26 protein-coding genes, 3 tRNA genes and 1 pseudogene are annotated in these 21,540 nt (G+C 65.5%); 22 read left to right on the top strand and 8 right to left on the bottom strand.

Going from position 1 to position 21,540, the window contains the following annotated elements; translation table 11 throughout:
• Positions 1–31 precede the first annotated feature (31 nt).
• Entirely contained in the window at positions 32–613 is a 582-nt protein-coding gene (locus G6N42_RS20510; protein WP_163732095.1) for a TIGR03086 family metal-binding protein, read from the top strand.
• On the opposite strand, the gene G6N42_RS20505 is transcribed toward G6N42_RS20510, so the two are convergent.
• Positions 610–1,071, bottom strand: a complete 462-nt coding sequence (locus G6N42_RS20505) for a DUF4334 domain-containing protein (RefSeq protein WP_163732091.1) — start codon at positions 1,069–1,071, stop codon at positions 610–612. The two genes, G6N42_RS20510 and G6N42_RS20505, sit on opposite strands and share 4 nt — an antisense overlap.
• A complete protein-coding gene (gene hisC / locus G6N42_RS20500; RefSeq protein WP_163732088.1) occupies positions 1,068–2,132 on the bottom strand; it encodes a histidinol-phosphate transaminase in 1,065 nt (354 codons plus the stop codon). The genes G6N42_RS20505 and hisC overlap by 4 nt, the downstream gene beginning before the upstream one ends.
• A gap of 94 nt (positions 2,133–2,226) precedes the next feature.
• Here hisC and G6N42_RS20495 point away from each other — a divergent pair.
• From G6N42_RS20495 to G6N42_RS20485, 3 genes are all read left to right on the top strand, one after another.
• Positions 2,227–2,318: transfer RNA gene (locus G6N42_RS20495), tRNA-Ser, on the top strand.
• 16 nt (positions 2,319–2,334) lie between these two features.
• Positions 2,335–2,407: transfer RNA gene (locus G6N42_RS20490), tRNA-Arg, on the top strand.
• 23 nt (positions 2,408–2,430) lie between these two features.
• Positions 2,431–2,991, top strand: a complete 561-nt coding sequence (locus tag G6N42_RS20485) for a mycothiol transferase (protein WP_163732085.1) — start codon at positions 2,431–2,433, stop codon at positions 2,989–2,991.
• Positions 2,992–3,006: 15 nt separating this feature from the next.
• Here G6N42_RS20485 and G6N42_RS20480 read toward each other — a convergent pair whose 3' ends face one another.
• Entirely contained in the window at positions 3,007–3,534 is a 528-nt protein-coding gene (locus tag G6N42_RS20480) for a hypothetical protein (RefSeq protein WP_163732082.1), read from the bottom strand.
• Positions 3,535–4,196: 662 nt separating this feature from the next.
• Here G6N42_RS20480 and G6N42_RS20475 point away from each other — a divergent pair.
• Both G6N42_RS20475 and G6N42_RS20470 read left to right on the top strand, forming a co-directional pair.
• Positions 4,197–4,700, top strand: coding sequence for a metallophosphoesterase family protein (locus G6N42_RS20475; protein ID WP_163732079.1), 504 nt, complete (start codon positions 4,197–4,199; stop codon positions 4,698–4,700).
• Positions 4,693–5,106, top strand: a complete 414-nt coding sequence (locus tag G6N42_RS20470) for an MmcQ/YjbR family DNA-binding protein (protein WP_163732077.1) — start codon at positions 4,693–4,695, stop codon at positions 5,104–5,106. Before G6N42_RS20475 ends, G6N42_RS20470 begins: the two co-directional genes overlap by 8 nt.
• On the opposite strand, the gene G6N42_RS20465 is transcribed toward G6N42_RS20470, so the two are convergent.
• Complete coding sequence (locus G6N42_RS20465) at positions 5,107–5,445, bottom strand: winged helix-turn-helix transcriptional regulator (protein ID WP_163732074.1); 339 nt, start codon at positions 5,443–5,445, stop codon at positions 5,107–5,109. It lies immediately after the preceding gene.
• Between the two features lie 89 nt (positions 5,446–5,534).
• Here G6N42_RS20465 and G6N42_RS20460 point away from each other — a divergent pair, with 89 nt between their 5' ends.
• The 6 genes and pseudogenes from G6N42_RS20460 to G6N42_RS20435 all read left to right on the top strand — a co-directional run bounded on the left by G6N42_RS20460 (position 5,535) and on the right by G6N42_RS20435 (position 11,644).
• Positions 5,535–6,386 (top strand): NAD(P)-dependent oxidoreductase, encoded by an 852-nt coding sequence (locus G6N42_RS20460; protein ID WP_163732071.1) that lies wholly within the window; start codon positions 5,535–5,537, stop codon positions 6,384–6,386.
• Positions 6,383–7,240 carry an NAD(P)-dependent oxidoreductase gene (locus G6N42_RS20455; protein ID WP_163732068.1) on the top strand — a complete coding sequence of 286 codons (858 nt, stop codon included), beginning with the start codon at positions 6,383–6,385 and terminating at the stop codon, positions 7,238–7,240. The genes G6N42_RS20460 and G6N42_RS20455 overlap by 4 nt, the downstream gene beginning before the upstream one ends.
• A 37-nt stretch (positions 7,241–7,277) precedes the next feature.
• Positions 7,278–8,111 carry an SDR family oxidoreductase gene (locus G6N42_RS20450; RefSeq protein WP_163732065.1) on the top strand — a complete coding sequence of 278 codons (834 nt, stop codon included), beginning with the start codon at positions 7,278–7,280 and terminating at the stop codon, positions 8,109–8,111.
• A 242-nt stretch (positions 8,112–8,353) separates the two neighbouring features.
• A pseudogene (locus G6N42_RS20445) lies at positions 8,354–9,312 on the top strand (IS110 family RNA-guided transposase).
• 14 nt (positions 9,313–9,326) lie between these two features.
• Positions 9,327–11,204: an alkyl/aryl-sulfatase gene (locus tag G6N42_RS20440; RefSeq protein ID WP_163732061.1), complete on the top strand. Its 1,878-nt coding sequence runs from the start codon at positions 9,327–9,329 to the stop codon at positions 11,202–11,204.
• 77 nt (positions 11,205–11,281) lie between these two features.
• On the top strand, positions 11,282–11,644 hold the full coding sequence (locus G6N42_RS20435) for a group I truncated hemoglobin (RefSeq protein ID WP_163732058.1): 363 nt from the start codon (positions 11,282–11,284) through the stop codon (positions 11,642–11,644).
• An 86-nt stretch (positions 11,645–11,730) separates the two neighbouring features.
• Here G6N42_RS20435 and G6N42_RS20430 read toward each other — a convergent pair whose 3' ends face one another.
• Positions 11,731–12,504 carry an SDR family NAD(P)-dependent oxidoreductase gene (locus G6N42_RS20430; RefSeq protein WP_163732056.1) on the bottom strand — a complete coding sequence of 258 codons (774 nt, stop codon included), beginning with the start codon at positions 12,502–12,504 and terminating at the stop codon, positions 11,731–11,733.
• Between the two features lie 17 nt (positions 12,505–12,521).
• Between G6N42_RS20430 and G6N42_RS20425 the strand changes: the two genes are divergently transcribed.
• Complete coding sequence (locus G6N42_RS20425; RefSeq protein ID WP_163732054.1) at positions 12,522–13,124, top strand: histidine phosphatase family protein; 603 nt, start codon at positions 12,522–12,524, stop codon at positions 13,122–13,124.
• Positions 13,125–13,133: 9 nt separating this feature from the next.
• Positions 13,134–14,162: a phosphotransferase family protein gene (locus G6N42_RS20420; protein ID WP_163732051.1), complete on the top strand. Its 1,029-nt coding sequence runs from the start codon at positions 13,134–13,136 to the stop codon at positions 14,160–14,162.
• Between the two features lies 1 nt (position 14,163).
• Here G6N42_RS20420 and G6N42_RS20415 read toward each other — a convergent pair whose 3' ends face one another.
• Positions 14,164–14,538 (bottom strand): LapA family protein, encoded by a 375-nt coding sequence (locus G6N42_RS20415; protein ID WP_163732048.1) that lies wholly within the window; start codon positions 14,536–14,538, stop codon positions 14,164–14,166.
• A gap of 214 nt (positions 14,539–14,752) precedes the next feature.
• On the opposite strand from G6N42_RS20415, the gene G6N42_RS20410 reads away from it, so the two are divergent.
• From G6N42_RS20410 to G6N42_RS20390, 5 genes are read left to right on the top strand one after another with little or no spacing between them, the layout of a single operon-like run.
• A complete protein-coding gene (locus tag G6N42_RS20410) occupies positions 14,753–15,649 on the top strand; it encodes an ABC transporter substrate-binding protein (protein ID WP_232076657.1) in 897 nt (298 codons plus the stop codon).
• Positions 15,650–15,677: 28 nt separating this feature from the next.
• Positions 15,678–16,784 carry an ABC transporter ATP-binding protein gene (locus G6N42_RS20405; protein WP_163732045.1) on the top strand — a complete coding sequence of 369 codons (1,107 nt, stop codon included), beginning with the start codon at positions 15,678–15,680 and terminating at the stop codon, positions 16,782–16,784.
• Positions 16,785–17,450 (top strand): ABC transporter permease, encoded by a 666-nt coding sequence (locus tag G6N42_RS20400; RefSeq protein WP_163732041.1) that lies wholly within the window; start codon positions 16,785–16,787, stop codon positions 17,448–17,450. It begins immediately after the preceding gene.
• Between the two features lie 5 nt (positions 17,451–17,455).
• Entirely contained in the window at positions 17,456–18,217 is a 762-nt protein-coding gene (locus G6N42_RS20395) for an ABC transporter permease (protein WP_163737898.1), read from the top strand.
• Between the two features lie 23 nt (positions 18,218–18,240).
• The gene (locus G6N42_RS20390) at positions 18,241–18,840 is read left to right on the top strand and encodes a putative glycolipid-binding domain-containing protein (protein ID WP_163732038.1); all 600 of its coding nucleotides are present in this window, start codon (positions 18,241–18,243) and stop codon (positions 18,838–18,840) included.
• Here the strand turns inward: G6N42_RS20390 and G6N42_RS20385 are convergent.
• Positions 18,803–19,762 (bottom strand): prephenate dehydrogenase, encoded by a 960-nt coding sequence (locus G6N42_RS20385; RefSeq protein ID WP_163732035.1) that lies wholly within the window; start codon positions 19,760–19,762, stop codon positions 18,803–18,805. The genes G6N42_RS20390 and G6N42_RS20385 overlap by 38 nt on opposite strands.
• A gap of 93 nt (positions 19,763–19,855) precedes the next feature.
• On the opposite strand from G6N42_RS20385, the gene G6N42_RS20380 reads away from it, so the two are divergent.
• Together G6N42_RS20380 and G6N42_RS20375 are read left to right on the top strand one after the other, a co-directional pair.
• Positions 19,856–20,377 carry a tRNA adenosine deaminase-associated protein gene (locus G6N42_RS20380; RefSeq protein WP_163732033.1) on the top strand — a complete coding sequence of 174 codons (522 nt, stop codon included), beginning with the start codon at positions 19,856–19,858 and terminating at the stop codon, positions 20,375–20,377.
• Positions 20,374–20,823 carry a nucleoside deaminase gene (locus G6N42_RS20375; RefSeq protein ID WP_163732030.1) on the top strand — a complete coding sequence of 150 codons (450 nt, stop codon included), beginning with the start codon at positions 20,374–20,376 and terminating at the stop codon, positions 20,821–20,823. Before G6N42_RS20380 ends, G6N42_RS20375 begins: the two co-directional genes overlap by 4 nt.
• A gap of 1 nt (position 20,824) precedes the next feature.
• Here the strand turns inward: G6N42_RS20375 and G6N42_RS20370 are convergent, their stop codons facing one another.
• Complete coding sequence (locus G6N42_RS20370; RefSeq protein WP_163737895.1) at positions 20,825–21,130, bottom strand: DUF732 domain-containing protein; 306 nt, start codon at positions 21,128–21,130, stop codon at positions 20,825–20,827.
• A 179-nt stretch (positions 21,131–21,309) separates the two neighbouring features.
• On the opposite strand from G6N42_RS20370, the gene G6N42_RS20365 reads away from it, so the two are divergent.
• Positions 21,310–21,400 (top strand) — tRNA-Ser (locus G6N42_RS20365).
• Positions 21,401–21,540 lie beyond the last annotated feature (140 nt).

The raw sequence follows: 21,540 nt of genomic DNA, 5'->3' as shown, positions 1-21,540 counted from the left end.
ATAGGCGCAAGCGCGACGTAGCGTGGGAGCCATGACGGACGATCTGCGTGCCGGACCGGATTCACCGCCTGCGGACGAACTGGAGAGTGCAGAAGCCACCTTCGCCGTGCTGCAGCACGTGCTGCACGGCATCGCCGCCGACGACCTCGAAAAGCAGACACCGTGCCGCGAGTTCGACGTGGCAGGCCTAACGGATCACCTGATGAATTCGATCACCGTGCTCGGCGGTGCGGCGGGTGCGGAATTCCCCGAGCGGGACCGGACGGACTCGGTGGAGCGGCAGGTGGTCCTCGCCGGACGGCCCGCGCTGGACGCGTGGAAACGGCGCGGACTCGACGGCACGGTGCCCTTCGGGAATAGCGAGGCGCCCGCGACGGTGATGGCAGGCATCCTGTCACTCGAATTTCTGGTCCACGCTTGGGATTACGCTGCGGCCGTCGGCCGCGAGGTGAATACGCCCGATTCGCTGACCGACTACGTCATGGGGCTGGCGACCAAGGTCATCACCCCGCAGGGTCGCACCCGCGCGGGCTTCGACGATCCGGTCGACATTCCGGACGACGCCGGATCGTTGGACAGGCTGCTGGCGTTCACCGGCCGCCGGCCGGGTTAGACGCGTTCCAGGTAGAAGTACAGAAACTTGTCTCCGTCGAGGGCGCCCTTGCCGTTCATGATCCCCATGACGGCGTTGTCGTCGACGACCTTGAAGTGGTCGTGCACCGGCCTGCCGTCGTAAACCATCGAGGCGACGAGCTCGCCGCGGAACTCCTCCATCCAGAGGCTGGCCTCGCCGTTCATCGCCTCGGTGTTGGAGAACTTGTTGCCGTCGGCGTCCAGGCACACCAGTGGCTTGGCGTCGGTCGCCGACACGAACGTCTTGCCGAACCAGTTCAGGCGCTTCATGAAGCCGTTGGCGCGGTGACCGGTGTCGAACTCCCCGCCCGCCCACTCGCCGATCATGAAGTCGATGGTCGCCGGTGCCAGCGTGGCCCAGAACTCGTCGAGTTCGGCGTCGGAGATCCGATCCGTGCGTTCGGTGAACTCGGTGAACTTCTTGCGTGCCTCGCTCATGCTTCTCCGATCCAGTGGCGGGCGAACTCGAGGAACATGTCGTTCTCGTCCTGCGCGGCGACGGTGACGCGTACGCCGTCGTCACCGTAAGGCCGCACGATGATCCGGCTGTCGGCGGCGGCGCGGGCGTACTCCTGTGCGCGGCCGGGCAGCGGCAGCCAGACGAAGTTGGCCTGCGACGGCGGCACGGTGTAGCCGGCGTCGAGGAGCGCTGCCGTCACCCGTGCGCGTTCGGCGACGACGGCATCGGTGCGGGCCAGCAACTCGTCGGCGGCGTCCAGGCAGGCGATGGCCGCGGCCTGCGAGACGCTGGTCGCAGTGAAAGGGACGTAGACCTTGCCGAGCGCGGTGATGACGTCGGGGTCGGCGACGGCGTAGCCGATGCGCAACCCGGCCAGTCCGTACGCCTTCGAGAACGTCCGTAGCACAACGACATTGCGGTGGGCGCGCACCAGCCCCAAGCTGTCCGGCAGCAGACCGTCGCGAATGTATTCGACGTATGCCTCGTCGATGGCGATGAGAATGTCCGACGGCACGGCTTCGACGAACCTGGCCAGTTTCTCGGGGTCGACGACGGTGCTGGTGGGGTTGTTCGGGTTGCACACGAAGATCAGCCGGGTGCGGTCGGTGACCGCGGCCAGCATCGCGTCGAGGTCGTAGGTGTGGGCGGTCAGCGGCACCTGCACGGGGGTGGCGCCCGCCGTGCGGACCTGTAGCGGGTAGATCTCGAAGCTGCGCCAGCCGAACAGCACTTCGTCACCGACGGTGGAGGTGATCTGGATCAACTGCTGGCACAGGCTCACGGATCCGCAGCCGACGGAGATGTGTTCCGGCGAGAAGGCCCCATCACCTATGGCCTTGGCCAACCGCTCCTTGAGTTCGACGTAGCCGTTGTCGGGGTACCGGTTGATGTTGTCGGTGGCCTTCTCGATCGCGGCCCGCACGCTGGGCAGGGGCCCGTGCACCGTCTCGTTGCTCGCGATCTTGATCGCGCCCGGCACGGTCTTACCGGGGGTATAGGCCGGTAGATCGGCAAGCTCGGGTCGCAGACGGGCGGTCACGCGATCAGTTTATGGGGACGCCCAGTGCGCCCTTGATCTGCTTTGCTTGGTGCCGTCGGGCCTGTGTACTCTGTCGGATCGGCGGTAAACGTCGGGAGGCGTGCCAGAGCGGCCGAATGGGACTCACTGCTAATGAGTTGCCCGGCTTAAACCGGGCCGGAGGTTCAAATCCTCTCGCCTCCGCCAACAACTGAATATGCATGCGCCCGTAGCTCAACGGATAGAGCATCTGACTACGGATCAGAAGGTTAGGGGTTCGAATCCCTTCGGGCGCACTCAAGGTGCTTACCGTGGTGGTATGACGGACACCCCGTGGGAACCGCCGCTGGCCGGCACCGACGTCGAGCAACTGATCGGTGCACTCGATCGGCAGCGGGCGACGTTTCGCTGGAAGACCGACGAGCTCGACGCGGCCGGACTGCAGACGCGCATCGGGGCCTCGGCGATCACCCTCGGCGGTCTGCTCAAGCACATGGCCATCAACGAGGACTACATCTTCACCCAGAAGCTCACCGGCGAACCGGTCGGCGAGCCGTGGGCGACGCTGTGGGACGGCACCGACGACTGGGAGTTCACGTCGGCGGCCGCCGACCCGCCGGAGACGTTGTACGCACTGTGGGAGGACGCGGTGGCGCGCTCGCGCACCCGCCTCGACGCGGCGTTGGCCCGCGGCGGACTCGATCAGCTGGTCCACGTCTCCGACGATGACGGCAACCATGCCAGCCTGCGTCGGGTGGTATGCGACTTCATCGAGGAGTACGCCAGGCACACCGGGCACGCCGACCTGCTCCGCGAGGCCGTCGACGGTCGGGTGGGTGAAGATCCGCCGCCGGGATGGCAGCCGCGGTCGGGCCGCTAGATTGGGGCGGTGCGGCTAGTTTCGCAGCTCCTTGAACAACCTGATCTGCTGCCGGGTGCTAAGCACCTTCTTCTGGATTTGGGTGAGACCCAGGAGTACAACGCGCACCTCGGCGCGAAGTCGCTTGAACTGCTTGGTTAACTCCTCGCGCTCGTTTGCCTCGTATGCGGCGTCCAAGACTCGGTCGCTCGTTGGCGGTTGCCTCGTAGCGTCATACATTCGTCTCGTCGTTTCGATGGTGTCCGCCAAGATCTGGAGTTGATCGGGGGTGGGAGCGACGAACTCGTCCTTATGGAAGCTGATGTACTCACCTAACTTGCGCAGGTCTTCTTCAATAGAAGTAGACGGACTTCGGCTGTGCAATTGATTCAAGGTTTTCTCGAGGCGCCAAAAATCAAACGGGTGCAGACGGTCCTTTAGATCGGCTCGCAATTTTGCTTGGTTCTCCCGCACAGCCGCGTACCGGGTCCACCAGTAGTTGCGCGCGGTGAACGCGATGGCGATGACGCTCAAAGTCGTCGCGACCACTGAAAACTCCCACATGGCAACACGCTATCGAACCCGCCAGACACGGAATGATGGCCAAAGTAGCCTGTGTCGTCCGAATGCGAGATTCGATGGCGAGAGAGGAACGAAATTGCTTACACGCGTGCAGCCGAAGAACAAGCCGTCGCTCGCCCGGGTTCGAACCATCAAACCCGTACTTCAGCCCGCGGCAGGAATCGTGGAACCTCCTCAGCCTGCGCCAGAAGAATCCGCATTGACTCCCCAACCCCACCCAGTGAGGCGCTTTTGGCAGACGCCGTTCGGTTGGTTGAAACAGGTGGACTTTTATCGCGACGCGTTCGCGGGTGCTCTCGGAACTGGCATTGCCGCTCTGTTCGCGTATCTCTATGCGGTTGGCGCTGGGTACATTGCATCACCTACGAAGCGGCAGGCGATAGTTGGTGTTGGCTTGGCCGTGTTACCCGCGGTCATCGGAGCGGTCGCGAGCTACAGCCTTCACACGCTGGCGCGATACGTGCCACCAAAGTTCAGGCGCTTCGTGGGTGCTCTCCCCTATGCGTTGTTCTGGGTCTTGGCACTAGCGTTCTTTCTCGTCGCTGCCGATGCCCTTTGGCCGATACCGTTTTGGCCATTCACTACAACGCCCTGAAGATCCGCCGCCCGGATGGCAGCCGCGGTCGGGCCGCTAGATTGGGGCGATGCGGCTTCTGCTCATCGCCGATACCCACGTCCCGAAGCGTGCCCGCGACCTGCCGGCGCGGGTGTGGGACGAGGTCGACGCAGCTGACGTGGTGATTCACGCGGGCGATTGGGTCGAGCCGCAACTGCTGGACACACTCGACGCCCGCGCCGAACGGCTGATCGCCTGCTGGGGCAACAACGACGGCGCGGAGTTACGCGGACGGCTTCCGGAACGCGCCGACATCACGCTCGCCGGGGTGCGGTTCACCGTCACGCACGAGACCGGCGCGTCGGGCGGCCGCGATGCAAGGATGGCCAAGCTGTACCCCGACACCGATGTGCTGGTCTTCGGTCATAGCCACATCCCATGGGACACCACCGCGAAAACAGGCCTGCGATTATTGAATCCGGGCTCGCCGACCGACCGCCGTCGGCAGGAGTTCTGTACGTACATGACCGCGACGGTGCACGATGGTGCGTTGTCCGACGTCGTGCTGCACCGCTTGGAACGTCATGCGTGACCGGCCGGCTCGTGTCGCCGACGTACACGAGATCGCCGCGTCGATGCCGCACACGACCCGCATCGAGGGGCCCAAGGGGAATTCGATCTACCAGGTGGGCGGTAAGTCGTTCGTGTTCTTCCGCACGCCTCAGCCCGATGCCGAAGATCCCGAGACCGGTGAGCGCTACGCCGACGTCATCATGATCTGGGTCGAGTCGGAGGTCGACAAGCTGGCGCTCATCCAGGACCCGCGCTCGCTGTTCTTCACCACCGACCGCTTCGACGGTCATCCCTCAGTTCTGGTGCGCGCCAGCCGGTTAGCGGAGATCGGCAAGGTCGAACTGACCGAGCTGATTCAGGATGCGTGGCTGTCACGGGCATCGAAGCGTCGCGCTGAACGGTGGCTGGCCGAGCAGGAGGGCTGATTACCCGGCGTCGGCGGCGCAGATCAGCTTGATGTGCTTGGTGGCCCAATCACCAAGCGGGTTAAGCGCTTCCAGCAATTCGACGCCGGCCGGGGTCATCGAGTACTCCACTCGGGGCGGCACCTCGTGATAACTCTCGCGGTGAACAACGCCGTGGCGCTGCAACTCCTTGAGGTGCTGGGTCAGCATCTTCTGTGAGATGCCGGGCAGGCTGCGGTGCAACGCGTTGAACCGTGTCGGCCCCGCCTGGAGTTCCCACAGGATCAGTGGCTTCCACTTTCCGTCCACCACGGCCATCGCTGCGTCCAGGCCGCACGTGTATTTGCCTAGCGAAGCCACAGGTCACCTCCAATGCTTACCGAAAGGTAAGTATCCCACTTTTTAGTGGGTACTTGTCGAAAACTCCGCGTCACCTCAACGATGGTGCCATGCCAACCGTGAGCTTTCTCGGTCTCGGCGAGATGGGCTCAGCTCTGGCCGAAGCCGTTCTCCGCTCGGGCCATCCGACGATCGTGTGGAACCGTACCGCTGCCAAGACCGCGCACCTTGCCGGCGCGGGTGCCGTCGTCGCGAACGCACCGGGCGACGCGGTAGACGCCGACCTGACCGTGGTGTGTCTGTTCGACCACGCGTCGGTGCACGAGGTACTCGATCCGATTGCCGATCGACTTGCCGGCAAGAGCATCCTCAACCTGACCACCACGTCGCCCGACGGTGCCCGCGAACTCGCCCGCTGGGCCGCCGGCATCGGCGCCGACTACCTCGACGGCGGCATCATGGCCACACCGGAGATGATCGGCACACCGGCGGCCGGAGTGCTCTACAGCGGGTCACAAAGGCTTTACGAAGATCACCGGGCTCTGTTCCAATCCTGGGGAACCGCTGAGTATTTCGGAGATGATGCGGGTATGGCGTCGCTATACGACCTGGCCCTGCTGTCCTCCATGTACGTGATGTTCGCCGGGTTCTTCCACGGAGCGGCGATGGTCGGCGCGTCGGGGGTACCGGCCAAGGAGTTCGCGGCGCGCGCCGTCGATTGGCTGCACGCGGTGGTCCCCTCGATCACTGAATACGCCGACGTCATCGATGGCGGTGACTATTCGGTGCCCGGCCAACAGAGCCTCGAGTTCTCCGATATCGGCGACATCGTGGAAGCGAGCCGTGCGCAGGGCATCAGCACCGAAGTCGTCGACGTGGTGCAGCGCATGATCCACCGGCAGATCGATGCGGGCCACGGCAGCGACGGGCTTGCGCGTTTCGTCGAAAGCATCAAGTCATGACGTCGGTGACCGTGTTGGGTCTCGGCCCTATGGGACAAGCGCTTTCGGGCGCCCTGCTCGACGCGAACTACCGCACCACGGTGTGGAACCGCACCGAGTCGAAAGCCGACGCGGCGCGTGCCCATGGGGCGGTGTGGCAGACCACGCCCGCCGAGGCTGTCGCCGCCAGCGACATCACGCTGATCAACGTCGTCGACCATGACGTCGTCGACGACCTGGTGAGCCAGGCGGGCGCCGCAGTCGCCGGGCAAGTCCTCGTCGGCCTGAGCTCCGACACCCCGGACCGGGCCCACGACACCGCCAAACGCGTCGCGGATCTCGGTGGACGATACCTCGACGGAGCGATTATGACGCCGACTCAGACCATCGGAACACCAAGCGGCAGTGTCCTTTTCGCGGGACCGAAGGGCACATTCCAGACCTACCGGGACGTCTTCGCCGCGCTGGGCACACCGACGTGGTTGGGGGAGGACTACGGGCGCGCGGCCGCGTTCGACATGTCCTTGCTCGACGTGTTCTGGACGTCGGTCAGCGGGTTCCTGCATGCGTTGACGGTGGCAGGGTCCAACGGGATCACACCGGAGGAGTTTTTGCCGCACGCCAAGGGCATCGTCGACATTCTCGGCCCGATCTTCGACGAGTTCGCCGAACGCATCGCCAACGATCGGCACGACGACAGCAGCGCCCCCGTCGCTTCGACAGCGGCGTCCCTGCGTCACCTCATCGGTGCCTCACACGACGCCGGTGTCGATGCCGGTGTACTCGAGGTGTTCCGGCGCTACGTGGACGCCACCGTGGCTGCCGGGCACAGTGCTGACGAGGTCAGCAGAGTCGCCTCGGCCATGCTGCGGTGAGGGTTAGTCTGCGCTTCTCGGCAGGAGAGGGGCAGCCATGGCGCAGGCATCCGCAATCAACGGGAAAGTCATCGTCGTCACCGGCGGCGCACGCGGTATCGGTCTGGCCACCGCGAAAATGCTGCACGGACTCGGCGCCAAGGTGGCGATCGGCGACGTCGACGAGGCGACGGTCAAGGAGGCCGGCGCTGACGTCGACCTCGGTTTCTACGCTCGCCTGGATGTCACCGATCGTCAGTCGTTCACCACGTTCCTCGACGACGTCGAGCGTGAACTCGGTCCCGTCGATGTGCTCGTGAACAACGCCGGGATCTGCCCGGCGGGCAGGTTCCTCGACGAACCCGACGAGGTCACCGCGCGCACCATCGACATCAACCTGTTCGGCGTGATCCTGGGTACCAAGCTTGCCGCCGAGCGAATGGTAAAGCGCGGCAGGGGACACATCATCAACATCGCGTCGGTCGGTGCGGTGAATCCCGTGCCCGGCATCGCCACCTATTGCGCCACCAAGTTCGCGGTACTCGGCTACACCGACACCGCACGGCAGGAGTTGCGCGGCACCGGGGTGACCGCCTCCGTCGTGATGCCGACGTTGACGAACACCTCGATGATCGACGGCGTCGCGAGCGCGTCCGGTTTGAAGAATGCCCAACCCGAGGACATCGCGAAAGGAATCGTCGCGCTCATCGAAAAACCGAAACCACACCTGACGGTTACGCGGGCGACGGCGGTCTTGATCGGGCTGACACGGCGACTACCGCTCGGCGTCAACGAAGCGGTCAGCCGCGCGCTGCACGCCGACCGGATCTTCATGGACGCCGTCGACAAACCCGAACGTCGCGACTACGAAGATCGCGCCCGCCACTCCTGACGGATGAATATCGTGGCGTCAGTGTCAGGGTGAGGTCGCCGCTACGCGGTGGTTGGATCCTTTGCACCTGGTGTCTGGCTCGTATCGTGGCTGCCGCCTTCGGGTTGGCGTGCATGCGTTTTGTCGGCATCAGGTGTGAAGGACCGGCCGGCGTGACTTGATAGGAGCGTGGCACCGCCCCCACTGAGGTATGTCCGCCGACCGGCCCAACCGTCACCTCACAGTGAATGGAGGCAACCATCATGGTTGTTGTTGGAGCCGATGTACACAAGCGCACGCACACCTTCGTGGCCGTCGACGAGGCGGGCCGCAAGGTCGGGGAGAAGACCGTCGCGGCTGTCACGGCCGGGGCGACCTGTTGGGTTTGGGGCAGAAGGTGGTGCGGGTGCCGCCGAAGTTGATGGCCCAGACGAGGGCCTCGGCGCGTACCCGCGGTAAGTCCGATCCGATCGACGCGCTGGCGGTCGCGCGGGGATTCCTGCGCGAACCGGATCTACCGGTCGCCTCTCATGACGAGGTGTCGCGGGAGTTGAAGCTCCTGGTGGATCGCCGGGAAGTCCTTGTGGCGCAACGGACAGCGACAATCAACCGGTTGTTGTGGCGAGTCCATGAACTCGATCCCGAGCGTGCCCCCAAGCCGCGGTCGTTGAGTCTGACTAAGCATCGCAGGATCCTCGGCGACTGGCTGCACACCCAGACCGGGATCGTCGCGGAGTTGGCGCGTGACGAGTTGGCAGACATCACCCGGCTCACCGAGACGATCAACGCGTTGGCCAAACGCATCGGCGCCCGCGTTCGGATCGTGGCTCCGGTCCTGCTGGCCATGCCCGGCTGCGGGGAACTGACCGCGGCCAAGCTCGTCGGCGAGACCGCCGGGGTGACCCGATTCAAGAGTGAGGCGGCTTTCGCCCGTCACGCCGGGGTGGCGCCGGTTCCGGTGTGGTCGGGCAATACCCGCAGCCGGGTCCGAATGACCCGCTCGGGCAACCGTCAACTCAACGCCGCCTTGCACCGCATTGCGGTCACCCAGGTCCGCCTCGATGGACTCGGACAGACCTACTACCGGCACCGCCTCACCGAGGGTGACTCCACACCCGAAGCCCTGCGCTGCCTCAAACGCCGTCTGGCCCGTGTCGTCTTCGGCCACCTGCACACCGACCACAACAACCGCCAAAAGCCTTGCCAACTGGCAGCGGCTTGACATAGGAGAAACCCATGGAGCAGACGCCACCCACCGCCGTCATCGAGTCCGCGCATCGCGAGCACCTGGGCAAGCTGCCTTTCGACGACACCGCCGACTTCGAAGCCGCCGACCGCGGATTCATCGGCGCCCTCGAACCCTGCGTCGTCAAGGCCGCCGACGGAAGAACGGTGTGGGACAACGACGTCTACGCGTTCCTGAACGGTGATGCGCCGGCCACGGTGCATCCCAGTCTCTGGCGGCAGAGCCAGCTGTGCGCCAAACAAGGCCTCTACGAGGTGGTCGAGGGCATCTATCAGGTCCGCGGGCTGGACTTGTCGAACATCAGCTTCATCGAGGGCGACACCGGAATCATCGTCATCGACCCGCTGGTGTCCACGGAGACTGCAGCGGCGGCATTGGCGCTGTATCGCCGGCATCGCGGGGACCGCCAAGTGGTCGCGGTGATCTACACCCACAGCCACGTCGACCACTTCGGCGGCGTGCTGGGTGTGACGTCGCAGGCCGACGTGGACGCCAGCAAGGTTGCGGTGCTTGCGCCGGAGGGCTTCACCGAGCACGCCGTGCAGGAAAATGTGTACGCGGGCACCGCGATGGCACGCCGCGCCGGGTACATGTACGGGGCCGCACTCGATCGCGGTCCGCAGGGGCAGGTGGGCTGCGGCCTGGGGCAGACGCCCTCGACCGGTGAGGTCGCGATCATCGTGCCCACCATCGACATCACCACCACCGGCGAAGCCCATACGATCGACGGCGTCGAAATCGAGTTCCAGATGGCGCCTGGCACCGAGGCGCCTGCCGAAATGCACTTCTATTTCCCGAAATTCCGCGCGCTGTGCATGGCCGAGAATGCGACCCACAACCTGCACAACCTGCTGACGTTGCGTGGTGCGCTGGTGCGTGACCCGCACGGATGGGCCGGGTACCTGACCGAGGCGATCGATACGTTCGCCGACCGCACCGACGTCGTGTTCGCCTCGCACCACTGGCCGACGTGGGGTCGCGAAGCGATTGTCGAATTCCTTGCGTTGCAGCGGGATATGTATGCCTACCTGCATGACCAGACGTTGCGGCAACTGAACCAGGGTTACACCGGAATCGAGATCGCGGAAACCTTCGAGATGCCTCCCGCGCTTCAGAAGGCCTGGCATACGCACGGCTACTACGGGTCGGTCAGCCACAACGTCAAGGCGGTGTACCAGCGCTACATGGGTTGGTTCGACGGCAATCCGGGTCGACTGTGGGCGCATCCACCGGAGGCCATCGGTCCACGCTACGTCGAAGCCATGGGCGGTTTGGACAACGTCGTGAAGATCGCGCAGCAGGCGTTCGACAAGGGGGATTTCCGCTGGGCGGCAACTCTATTGGATCACGCGATGTTCACCGACGAGAATCACACCGCCGCGCGCCAGCTGTACGTTGAGACGCTGCAGCAGCTGGCCTACGGGTCCGAGAACGGTCCGTGGCGCAACTTTTTCTTGGCCGGTGCCACCGAGTTGGCCGACGGCAACTTCGGTACTCCGACCCAGGTCGCTCCGGAGACATTGATGGCGCAGCTGTCGCCGGAGCAGATCTTCGATGCCTTGGCGATCAGCGTCAACGGACCGAGAGCTTGGGACCTCGACCTCGCACTGGATGTGACGTTCCTGGATTCGGACACCAACTACCGGCTGACGCTGCGCAACGGAGTTCTGGTGTACCGCAAGGTGAATGCCGAGGAGGCCACCGCGGGTGCCACCGTGAAGGTGGCGAGCAAGATCCGGTTGCTCGCGCTGGCTGCCGGTGACCTGACCTCACCAGGTTTCGAGCTCGTCGGCGACGCCACGGTGCTACAGCAGCTCACCGAATCCCTGGACCGACCGGATCCGGGGTTCAACATCGTCACGCCGTAGCACTGTGTGAGACAGAATTAGCGCCAGTGCAACCCGGGGAAAACGGCTGCGCAACGGCGAGTTGCTGTACTCGCCCCATGTCAACGATTTACAGCCAGATCGGCGGACATGAGGCACTGGAGGTCGTCGTCGCCGACTTCTATGACCGCGTCCTCGCCGACGACGAACTCGCCCACTTCTTCGTCGGCACCAACATGGCCAGGCTCAAAGGCAAGCAGGTCGAGTTCTTCGCCGCAGCGCTCGGCGGACCCGATCCCTACACGGGTGCGCCGATGCGGCAGGTGCACCAGGGCCGTGGCATCACCATGCACCACTTCGGGCTGGTTGCGGGGCATCTGGCCGCCAGCCTAGGCGCGGCGGGTGTGCCCGCCGAGACCGTGGAGCAGATCCTCGCGGCCATCGCGCCGCTGAGCGCCGACATCGCGACGGCTGTCGCTTAGCTGGGGAATGCTGCCGCCGAGTGTGGACTTAACGCACACTTTTTCGCCGAAAAATGTGCGGGTAACCCACGTTCGGCGCCAGATGGTTAGGGAATTCCGCCGTCGACCCTGATGATCGACCCGCTCGTATAGCTCGACGCGTCGGACGCCAGAAACAGTGCAGCGCCGATGATCTCGGCAGGCTGACCGAGACGCTTGAGCGCGAAATGCTGCGCACCCTTCTCCGTCGCCGGAATGTCCCACGCCTTGCTGACATCGGTGAGGAACGGGCCGGGCATCAACGTGTTGACGCGCACGGTCGGGCCGAACGCCAGCGCCAACCCCTCGGTCAGCGCATTGAGTCCGGCCTTGGCCGCGGAGTAGGGCAGCTGCTCGGGCCGCGGTCTGCGCGACCCGCTGGAGCTGACGTTGATGATCGAGCCACCACCGGCGGCGACCATGCGCTCACCGACGAGCGTCGACAGTCGAAACGGACCCTTGAGGTTGAGGTTGACGACCGAATCGAACAGCTTCTCGGTCACCGAACCCAGCGACTCGTAAAGCGGTGACATACCCGCGTTGTTGATGAGCACGTCGACCTTGCCGAAGCGGTCGTATGCCGCGTCGACCAGCCCGTCGAGCTCATCCCATCGTCCGACGTGCACCTGGTATGCCAGTGCGGCGCGACCCGTGGCGGCGGTGATCTCCTCCGCCGTGGCCGCGCACGCGTCGTACTTACGGCTCGCGATGATCACGTCCGCGCCGCACCGGGCGGCCGCAAAGGCCATCTCCCGGCCCAGCCCGCGGCTGCCGCCGGTGACCAATACCACCCGGTCAGTGAGGTCGAATAGTTCGGCTACATAGTTGCTGTCGGAGCCCATGCACTTATGGTGACACGGTGCAGTTGCTACTCATCCGGCACGCGTTGCCGCACCGCAGCGAGCCGGGACAAGGCTCCGACCCTGAACTGTCCGAAGAGGGCATCGAGCAGGCCAAGCGGCTGCCTGATGCGCTTGGGCGCTTCCCGATCAGCCGCATCGTCAGCAGCCCGCAGATCCGCGCCCGGCAGACCGCACAGCCCGTCGCCGACGCTCTGGGATTGACCATCGATCTCGACGACCGGCTCGTCGAATACGACCGCGACCTGTCGCACTACACCCCCGTCGAGCAGATCTCCGAAGCAGACATGAAGCGCCTGGCCAGCGGAAACCTGCCCAGCGGAGTGGACCAGCCCGCGTTCATCGAGCGGGTGCGAGCCGGTGTCGGCGACATCGTCGCGGCCGCCGATCATGAGGACACGGTTGCGGTATTCACCCACGGCGGCGTCATCAACGCAGTGGCCCACACCGTGATGAAGACCGAGCGGCTGCTGTGCGTCCAGGTGGACTACGCCGGCGTCACGCGGCTGCTCTGGTCGTCGCGGCAGAACACGTTCTTCATGGCGGGGGTCAACTCGACCGAGCATGTGTGGGACCTGCTGCCCCGAAACCAGCAGTGGTAGACAAGTCCGGTGACCATATCGCTGGAGGGCCTTGACCTCGACGCTCTGGACCGTCACCTGCGCTCGGAGGACATCCCCCGCGAGGGCGAGTTGCGCGGCGAGTTCATCTCGGGCGGACGGTCCAACCTGACCTTCCTGGTGTACGACGACGCGTCCAAGTGGGTGCTTCGCCGGCCGCCGCTGCACGGGCTCACGCCGTCGGCACACGACATGGCCCGCGAATACCGGGTGGTGGCTGCGCTGGCCGACACCCCGGTCCCGGTGGCCCGCGCCGTCACGATGCGCAACGACGACTCGGTGCTGGGTGCGCCGTTCCAGATGGTCGAGTACGTGGACGGCCGCGTCGTTCGGCACACCAAACAACTCGAGGCGCTCGGCGACGAGAACACCATCAACGGTTGTGTCGATGCACTGATCAAGGTGCTCGCCGATCTGCATTCGGTCGACCCTGAGGGCGTCGGCCTCGGCGACTTCGGCAAAGCAAGCGGCTATCTCGAACGTCAGGTGCGACGCTGGGGCGGGCAGTGGGATCTCGTGCGGGTGGAAGACGATCCGTGCGATGCCGACGTCAAGCGCTTGCATTCGGCTCTGGCAGAAGCGATTCCGTCACAGAGCCGGAGTGCGATCGTGCACGGCGACTACCGCATCGACAACACGATGCTCGACGCGCACGACGCCACGAAGGTGCTCGCCGTGCTCGACTGGGAGATGTCGACCCTCGGCGATCCGATCAGCGATGCCGCGCTGATGTGCGTGTACCGCCACCCGATGTTCAACCTGGTGCACGCGGACGCGGCCTGGTCATCGCCGCTGATCCCGTCGGCCGATGAACTCGCGCAGCGCTACTCCGTGGCGGCCGGCGTCGCGTTGGACCATTGGGAGTTCTACATGGCGCTGGCGTACTTCAAGCTGGCGATCATCTCCGCGGGTATCGCCTATCGCGGCCGGGAAGGCGGCGGCGTCGCCGACGACACCGATCAAGTGGCAGAGGCCGTCGGGCCGCTGATCAGCGCGGGTCTGGAGACGCTGGCGCGGTGACTCAGAAGGGTTGCGACTTGAGGTTCTTTTTGGCCGCACGGCGCAGCTGAACGATTCTGGCGGTGCCGACCGCCACCGTCAGTAGGCCGCCGCATACCGCCGCCAACAGAATCGCCACGCCCACAGGCAGATTCCACTCCCAGCCGAAGAAGTTGATGGTCGTGGAGTTGGTGTTCTGCATGATGAACACCAGCAGCACGATCAGGATCACGAACCCGGTGATCAATGCCGACCACAGCGCGGCTGCGCGGGTGAATTTCACCGCGGATTCGGGCTTGACCAGGTATTCGCCGGGGGTAGCGACCGGATCCGGGGGCAACCCCTTTCCGGACGATGCCGGTGACGTCGGCAGGTCGGGTGTCGGATCGGTGGTCATGAGTCCATCTTGCCCTTTCCCGAGTCGAATGAAACCAGTATGGGTACTCACGCTGAGCTAAAGCGCGGCGTTGCCCCGTGCATGTCGATAGTGTCCGGAGATGCCTAGAGGCCGAGAGGGCTGGAAGTTGCCACTGTCAGTGCCATTGCCGAAGTCGAGCCCACGTAGATGGAATCTGGCCATCCTGGCGGCATTACTGGCATTGATCGCATCGATGTCCTCGGCGTGTGGCAGCTCCAATCCGCTGGGCGGCGGAGAGATATCCGGAGACCTGAAATCGATCGCCGTCGGATCGGCCGACTTCACCGAGAGCAAGATCATCGCGGAGATCTACGCCCAGGCGTTGGAAGCCAACGGCTTCACCATTCGCCGCCAGTTCGGCATCGGCAGTCGTGAAACCTATATCCCTGCGGTGCAAGACCATTCCATCGATCTGATCCCCGAATACACCGGCAATCTGCTGCAGTACTTCGACGCGGAGGCGACGGCGACGACGCCCGACGCGGTGCTGCTGGCGCTGCTCAAGGCGTTACCCGGCGACCTGTCGATCCTGTATCCGTCACCCGCCGAGGACAAGGACACCCTCGCGGTCACCGAGGCGACCGCGCAGAAGTGGAATCTGAAGACCATCGCCGACCTCGCGAAGCGCTCCCCAGAGGTGAAAGTCGGCGCACCGTCGGAGTTTCAGACCCGCGTCACCGGTCTGGTGGGCTTGAAGGACAAATACGGTTTGGACATCGCGCCGGCCAACTTCGTGTCGATCAGCGACGGCGGCGGTCCGGCGACGGTGAAGGCCCTGACCGGCGGCACGATCACCGCGGCCAACATCTTCAGCACGTCGCCGTCGATCGAGCAGAACAAGCTGGTAGTGCTCGAAGATCCGGAAAACGTGTTCCTGGCGGCGAACGTCGTTCCGCTGGTCGCGTCGCAGAAGATGTCGAACGAACTCAAGACCGTGCTGGACGCGGTGAGCGCCAAACTGACCACCGAAGCACTGATCGAGCTCAACACCTCGGTGGAGGGCAACCAGGGCGTCGACCCCGACGAGGCGGCGGCGAAGTGGATCAAGGACAACGGCTTCGATCAGCCAGTGCCAGAAGCCGGACGATGAGCGCTCGCGCGAAGAGTAGAAGGCACGGATGATCACTTTCGAGAACGTCACGAAAACGTATCCCGACGGCACGGTCGCGGTCGACGATCTGACGCTCGAGGTGCCCGAGGGGACGCTCACGGTTTTCGTCGGACCCTCAGGCTGCGGCAAGACGACGTCGATGCGGATGATCAACCGGATGATCGACCCGACGTCGGGCACGTTGACGGTCGACGGTAAGGACGTCACCACGGTCGATCCGGTGCAGCTGCGCCTCGGTATCGGCTACGTCATCCAGAGCGCCGGCCTGATGCCGCATCTTCGCGTCGTCGACAACGTCGCCACGGTGCCCGTGCTGCGGGGCGAATCACGGCGCAGCGCAAGGAAATCCGCGCTGGAGGTGATGGAACGCGTCGGCCTCGATCCCAAGCTCGCCGACCGGTATCCGGCGCAGCTGTCGGGTGGTCAGCAGCAGCGCGTCGGGGTGGCGCGGGCGCTGGCCGCCGATCCTCCGATCCTGTTGATGGACGAGCCGTTCAGCGCCGTCGACCCGGTGGTTCGCGACGATCTACAAACCGAAATCCTGCGGCTGCAAAGCGAATTGCACAAGACGATCGTGTTCGTCACCCACGACATCGACGAGGCGGTCAAGCTCGGCGACAAGGTCGCGGTGTTCGGACGCGGTGGTGTGCTCCTGCAATACGCCGACCCCGCGTTCGTCTTGTCCAACCCCGCCAACGAAGATGTCGCGGCATTCGTCGGAGCCGATCGCGGATACCGGGCGCTGCAGTTCTTCAATGCGACAGGGCTGCCGCTGCACGAGATCACCCATGTCGCCGAAACCGACATCAACAGCGCGTCGTTGGGGCAGGGCGAGTGGGCCCTGGTGATCAAGGACGGCAAGCCCTACGCGTGGATCAACGCAGAGGGTGTCGAGTTGCACCGCAACGGCAAAGAGCTCTACGACTGCACCGTCGGCGGCGGCTCGTTCTTCCGGCCGGACCACACTTTGCGACATGCGCTCGACGCCGCGCTGTCGTCGCCGAGCGGGCTGGGCGTCGCGGTCGACGAGGAGGGCAAGCTGATCGGCGGTGTACGCGCCGACGACGTGCTCGAGGCGCTCTCCGAGCAGCGCCGCGTTCCGGAGTTGGGCTAGATGCGCTATCTGCTCACCCACCTCGACGACCTGTGGACGTTGACGCTGATCCACCTGCGGTTGTCCTTGGTCCCGATCCTGTTGGGGTTGATCATCGCGGTGCCGCTCGGCGCATTCGTGCAACGGACCACTGCCTTGAGACGGATCACCACGCTGACCGCCAGCATCATCTTCACCATCCCGTCGCTGGCGTTGTTCGTCGTACTGCCGCTGATCATCCCGACGCGCATCCTCGACGAGGCGAACGTCATCGTCGCGCTGACGCTCTACACCGTCGCGCTGTTGGTGCGTGCGGTACCGGAGGCGTTGGACGCGGTGTCACCGGCGGTGCTCGACGCCGCCACCGCCGTCGGCTACAAGCCGCTGGTGCGGATGCTGAAAGTTGAGCTGCCGCTGGCTATTCCAGTGCTCATCGCCAGCCTCCGCGTCGTCGCCGTCACCAATATCTCGATGGTGTCGGTCGGTTCGGTGATCGGCATCGGCGGCCTCGGCACCTGGTTCACCGAGGGGTACCAGGCCAACAAGAGCGACCAGATCGTCGCGGGCATCATCGCGATCTTCGTGTTGGCGGTTGTCGTCGACACGCTGATCATGCTGGCCGGCAAGGCGTTGACGCCCTGGACACGCGAGGGCCGCCCGAGCCGGGTCAAGGCGGTGACCGGATGAGCCCTATGACGTTCCTGCAGGAGGCGTTGGCCTACATCTTCACGGCGGCCAACTGGGGCGGGCCGGCCGGGCTGACCGCGCGCATCCTCGAGCATCTGCAGTACACGTTCGTCGCGGTCTTCTTCTCGGCGCTCATTGCCGTCCCGCTCGGGATGCTCATCGGGCACACCGGACGGGGCACCTTCCTCGTCGTCACGGGGGTCAATGCGCTGCGCGCGCTGCCCACGCTCGGCGTGCTCCTGCTGGGAGTTCTGCTCTGGGGTCTCGGTCTGATTCCGCCGACCGTCGCGCTCATGCTGCTGGGGATCCCGCCGCTGCTCGCCGGAACCTACTCGGGCATTGCGAACGTCGACCCCCAGGTGGTCGACGCCGCGCGGTCGATGGGCATGACAGAGAAGCGAATCCTGCTGCGCGTGGAAACACCCATCGCGTTGCCGCTCATCCTCGGCGGTCTACGGACGGCGACGTTGCAGATCGTCGCGACCGCGACGGTGGCGGCCTACGCCAGCCTGGGCGGCCTCGGACGGTATCTGATCGACGGGATCAAGGTGCGCGAGTTCTATCTGGCGCTGGTGGGCGCGTTGCTGGTGACGGCGCTCGCGCTGATCCTCGATGCCCTGCTGGCGTTCTTGGTATGGGTTTCGGTGCCGGGGTCGGGCCGCCTGCTGAAATTTCGGGGCATGCCGCAACCGTTGCTCGGCGACGAGGTGGCGCTGGAGTCGCGGTCACCGTCGAAACGTGACCCCCGGTTCGTCACGAACGGGTGAGGGCCGTCAATTACGGTAGATGAGTGAGTGATGCAGTCCGCTCAGAGGAGCAAGATGTTTGGCCGTCGATTCTGACCTGGCGTGCGCACGACGTTCCTCGGATGGAGTCGGTGCGAGTGCAGCTCACCGGCAACCGCATCAAGGCCTATGGCCGGATCGTCGCCGCCGCCACCGGCTCGCACCCGGCGTTCTCCGCCTCCTACGACTTGGTGACCGACGAGGCGGGCGCGACGAAGCGGCTCTCACTGACCGTCACCCTCGCCGAGCGCGAGCGGCAGCTGTCCATCGCGCGCGACGAGGAGAACATGTGGCTCGTCCAGCATCACACCGGCGAGACGAAGCGCTCCGCGTACGACGGTGCGCTGGACGTCGACCTGATCTTCAGCCCGTTCTTCAACGCCCTGCCCATCAGGCGCACGGGGCTGTTCGAACGCAGCGAGTCCGTTGCACTGCCGGTCGTGTATGTGCGGCTCCCGGAATTGTCGGTCGAGGCCGCGACCATCAGCTACAGCAGCGCGGCAGGCGACGGCATCAAGCTGCACTCGCCGGTCGCCGAGACCACGGTCACCGTCGACTCAACCGGTTTCATCCTCGACTATCCAGGCCTGGCAGAGCGGATCTGATCACCCCGCCGGCGCGACCCTCGGCCGCGAGTTCCTCGCGCCAGCGGTCCTCGCCGATGACGACGGTGACGATCTCGGGTCGGCCGAAGCTGTCGTAGCGCACGCGCGCGGCGTGACCCGCCTCGACGAGTTCGGTCAGGGGCTTCTTCGCGGCGAGCGCGCCGCGGGCCTGGTTGAGCAAGCCGAGAGTCCGGTCGAGGGCCGGCAGCAGCTGGTCGGCGTTGGCCTCACACATGGCGCGGACGAGGTCGGGCGCGGTCGCCGCCACCCGCGTCCCGTCGCGGAAGGAGCCTGCGGCCAGTGCGAAGGCCAGTGGCACCTCGCCAGCCGTCGTCGCGAGCGCCTCGGCCAGTAGGTGCGGCAGGTGCGAGATCGTCGCGGCGGCGGCGTCGTGCTCGTCGGACCGGGCAGGCACGACGACAGCGCCGCAATCCAGGGCCAGGTTCATCACCATGGTCCAGATGGTGGGGTCGACGTGATCGTCGACGCCGACGACCCAGGGCGCCCCGTCGAACAGCTTGACGTCGCCCGCGGTCCAACCGGACTGCGCGGTGCCAGTCATCGGATGTCCGCCGACGAAACGGTCGAGCAGACCGACGTTGCGGACTTCATCGAGGACGCACGACTTGACGCTGGTGACGTCGGTGAGGGGGCAGCCCGGGGCCAGATCGCGGATGCGGCTCAGCATCAGTGACAGCGCCGGCACCGGCACGGCGAGCACGACCAGGGCGTTGCGGTCGGCGGCGCGGGTCAGTGCCTCGTCGAGGTTCTCGGTGGCGTCGAAGCCGTCGGCAGTAGCGGCCGAGACGGCCTCGATCGAGCGGTTGTAGCCGAAAACCTCGCGCCCGGCGGCCGCGGCGGCACGCATCACAGATCCGCCGATGAGGCCGAGACCAACCACGCAAACCGGCGTTTTCGTCACGCCATCAGCCTAGGCATCCTCCGGTGGCCGCAGGCGTCGGCCCGGCTGCCGGTTCCTGGTCAAGTCCCTGGTCGGGGACTAGCGTATGGCCCCATGGGAGCACAGCGCGCCGCGTCGCCGAAGCAGGCCGCCGATCGACCGGATGGCTTCGGTGTGGCTGTGGTCCGCGAGGAGGGTAAGTGGCGCTGCGCCGCGATGCGTTCGGCGGCGTTGAACAGCCTGTCCGCAGCCGAAACCGAGCTTCGTGAAATCCGCAGCGCAGGGGCTGTTTTCGGGTTGCTCGACGTCGACGACGAGTTCTTCGTGATCGTGCGGCCGGCGCCGGCGGGGACGCGGTTGCTGCTGTCGGATGCTACGGCCGCGCTGGACTACGACATCGCCGCAGAGGTCCTCGAGAAGTTGGACAACGACATCAGCGAGGACGATCTGGACCCTGAGGAGCCGTTCGAGGAGGGCGATTTGGGGCTGCTCGCCGACGTCGGTCTGCCCGAGGCCGTGCTGGGCGTGATTCTCGACGAGTCCGACCTGTACGCCGACGAGCAATTGGGGCGGATCGCGCGGGAGATGGGCTTCGCGGACGAACTCGCGGCGGTGCTCGAGCGCCTCGGCCGGTGACCGACGAGGACCTCGTCCTGGCGGCTCTGGATGCGGCGGCTGCCGCCGGACCCCGCGATGTCCCGATCGGTGCGGTCGTTTTCGCGGCCGACGGCACGGAGCTGGCCCGGGCGGTGAATGCGCGCGAGGAGACCGGTGATCCCACCGCGCACGCGGAAATCCTGGCGCTCCGCGCTGCGGCGGCGGTGTTGGGCGACGGCTGGCGGCTGGAAGGGACGACGCTGGCGGTGACCGTCGAGCCGTGCACGATGTGCGCGGGGGCGCTGGTGATGGCGCGGGTGGCGCGCCTGGTGTTCGGGGCGTGGGAGCCGAAGACGGGGGCGGTCGGCTCGCTGTGGGACGTGGTGCGCGATCGTCGGCTGACACACCGGCCCGACGTTCGCGGTGGCGTGCTGGCCGCCGAGTGTGCGGCGCCGCTGGAGGCGTTCTTCGCCCGGCAGCGGTGACTCAGCTGTTGCTGGCGTACTTCGGGCAGAAGTACAGCGGAGCGCCGGCCATGATGTAGTTCGACAAACCTTCGTTCTTCGTCGTGGCGTCGAGGCGTTGCACGATGGTGTCCAGATCAAGGCCGCGATCGTATTGAGTGCAAACATCCTTCGCGAGGCTGGTCAACGTAGCGCAATCGCCCGGATATCCCGCACGGGCGAGGCTTTGGCAGTAGTCGGACTCAGGGCCGGCGATCGCGCTCGGCGCGTGAACGAGTGACGCGATCGCCCCGGAAAACGCCAGGGCTGCGAGCGTAATGGTCTTCATCGCCACCTTTCTAGCGCCTGCATACCCCGTTGGGCGCCGACCACGCGTGGCGGCCACGCGTCGATTCGGTCTCGAAAGCTCGACTTCTCCGACCCAGTGCCGTCAAATGATGACGCCGCCGGAAGTGACATTAAGGGACGGTTTGGGCACTCGGCACTCTCGTCGGTAAGCTGCCACGCGGTGGCGTGTCCGAGCGGCCTAAGGAGCACGCCTCGAAAGCGTGTGACGGGTAACCCCCGTCCGAGGGTTCAAATCCCTCCGCCACCGCCACAAGTTCCCCGGTTGAAGCGCAGCCGCGCTCATCGGTCCGTAGCTGCTGGGCATCGCCGTCGGTCGCTACATCCGAGGCATCTCGCCGACGCGGCAGCGAAAGCCGGGCAGTGCATACTTGAATGGTCCAGCAGCGGGCC

Origin of the sequence: Mycobacterium gallinarum, assembly GCF_010726765.1 — a bacterium.
GTDB classification, from domain to species: Bacteria; Actinomycetota; Actinomycetes; order Mycobacteriales; family Mycobacteriaceae; genus Mycobacterium; species Mycobacterium gallinarum.
Note: the sequence above shows the minus strand (reverse complement) of the source record. Positions and strands in the feature narration are given on the sequence as shown.